Genomic DNA, 2294 nt, shown 5'->3' with positions numbered 1-2294 from the left:
CGCCTTAACGACTGGAGTTATCTCGAAAAAGCGGTTAGTTAGGCAGTAGGACGATTCCTCGAAAGGACAGGACGCGTCCTACGTCTTGTGTTGGCTCCGCCCGATAGTCGTTAAAGGCACAGTCCCGCAGAGTTGCCGCATCTTTTTGATGTGGAAATCTGCGCATGCCTCAGGCCAACATCCCGACCTTTACGTTCACTATTGAGGGTGAAGAAAACGCTCGGTTGCAGGTGCTTTCTTTTTTCGGTTGCGAGGCAGTTAGCACGCCCTACGCCATGACGGTTGAGCTGGTCAGTCGTGAGCGAGGTATTGAACTTGCGGATTTGCTGCACAAAGCCGCATTCCTCAGCTTCGGGCCTGGAGGAGAGGGCCTTCATGGGCACATCCATTCGATCCATAAAGGCGACTCCTGTGTACAGCTAACGCATTACACCGTGGTGCTTAAACCGTATTTGGCTTATCTGGAACACAGCAGCCATCGCCGTTCGTTTCAACACATGACTGTGCCGGACATCGTTCTGGAAGTGCTGAAAGAGCATCGCCTGTTCAACGGCCTGCAGGTGAAGTTCATCGGCGATGTGGTCAGCGCGCCTGAGCGTGAATATTGCGTTCAGTACGATGAAAGCGACCTGCACTTTGTAAATCGACTATGTGAAGAGGACGGCTGGTTTTACCGCTTTGAGCATTCGGCTGACGGTCATGTGCTGATCTTCGCCAATGACGAGGTGATGTTTCCCCACGCGGCTCGGGTGCCTTTGCCGTTCAAACCCTTGAGCGGCCTGGTGGCTGAAGAGTATTCCGTCAATGAGTTCGGCGTGCGTCTGGCAGCACGGACCAGCCATGTGGTGCACCGCGATTACGACTTTCAGAAGGCCGGTTATTTACTGGAAAGCCAGAGAGGACCTCAGCCGACCGAGACCCAAGCAATCAAGGGCGAAGATCCCCATGTTGGCCCTAGGCTTGAGCATTACGTGTACCCCGGTCGTTTTCTGGATGATGGGCGCAGCGATAAATTCGCGATCCGGGACCTGCAACGGCATCGCACGGATTTCCAGTTGGCTGACGGTAAAAGCGATCAACCGGTGTTGCGCAGCGGGACGTTGATTCAACTGACAGAGCACCCGCAGTTGGAGTGGAATAACCCTTGGGTATTGATCTGGGTTTTGCACGAAGGTCGCCAGCCGCAGGTGCTGGAAGAGTTGGGCGGTTCTTCTTTGGAAATTGAAGCGGGGCGGATCGTTCAGGGTTATCGCAATTCCTTCACCGCCATCCCCGAGGCCATTCAGTTCCGGCCAGCGTTGCGCCATCCCAAACCACTGATCCACAGCACGCAAACCGCCATGGTCACTGGGCCTGAAGGTGAAGAAATCCACTGCGATAAATTTGGCCGGGTGAAGGTCAAGTTTCACTGGGATCGTCGTGAGCAGGAAGACGAGACCACCAGTTGTTGGGTGCGGGTGGCGTCGAGCTGGGCGGGCGCTCATTACGGCGCGCTGACGCTGCCACGCGTCGGCATGGAAGTATTGATCTCTTACCTGGAAGGCGATGCTGATCGGCCGATTGTCATGGGTTGTTTGCCGAACAGCCTAAATCCCGTGCCGTACGAGCTGCCGGCGAACAAGACCAAAAGTGTGTTTCGCAGCCGTAGCTCCGCGTCGAGCCAGGGCTTCAATGAAGTGTCCTTTGAGGACCGTAGTGGTGCTGAGCTGGTTTATCTGCGCGCCCAACGCGACATGGAGCAGTTGATCCAGAACGACAGCCGCCTTGAGGTGCGTGGCCAGCGGTTGGAGACGATCAAGGGCAATAGTGTTTTGGTGTTGGAGGCTGAAGAGAATTGTAGTGTTTCTGGTGATCGCAAGGTTCAGTTGTTGGCCGATGATCACCTGCAAGTGGCGGGCTCCAGCCATACCCGTGTGACCGAGGCCTTGGTCATCGAAGCCGGGCAACAGGTGCATTATCAGGCCGGCATCAATTTTGTTGTGAATGCCGGGGTCACGCTGACGTTGGCGGCCGGCGGGCAACACTTGGTTATTACGCCTGCGGGCATTTTCTCTAGTGTGCCGATCTTGCTGGGTGGCGTACCACTGCCGGGAATGCCTGCGATGCCGCTGGCGCCGAGCGGTGTGGATGGGTTGGGGGCTGGGGTGCTTGCTCCAGTGGTTCAGCCGGATGCGGCTTTTGATCAGATGCTTACTGCTGGCGACGCGATTATTTAATTGTGCCAGAAGCCCAAATTAGGCACTCCTTTTGATTGCAAGCTTTCGGATTGAAATTGTCTCTAGTCCTTTATCCTT

General features: G+C 55.5%; 1 protein-coding gene. It reads left to right on the top strand.

The window, feature by feature from the left end; translation table 11 throughout:
* Nucleotides 1–164: 164 nt before the first annotated feature.
* Nucleotides 165–2216, top strand: a complete 2052-nt coding sequence (gene tssI / locus M0974_RS12975) for a type VI secretion system tip protein TssI/VgrG (RefSeq protein ID WP_297836957.1) — start codon at nt 165–167, stop codon at nt 2214–2216.
* Nucleotides 2217–2294: the final 78 nt, after the last annotated feature.

This window comes from Pseudomonas sp., assembly GCF_026224925.1.
In the GTDB taxonomy this organism is placed as follows: Bacteria; Pseudomonadota; Gammaproteobacteria; order Pseudomonadales; family Pseudomonadaceae; genus Aquipseudomonas.
The sequence above is the reverse complement of the archived record's forward strand: the minus strand, read 5'-3'. Positions and strand labels throughout refer to the sequence as shown.

What these genes read in the sequence shown, in the direction of transcription:
- tssI (WP_297836957.1), top strand. Translation starts at nt 165, where the DNA reads ATGCCTCAGGCCAACATCCCGACCTTTACGTTCACTATTGAGGGTGAA.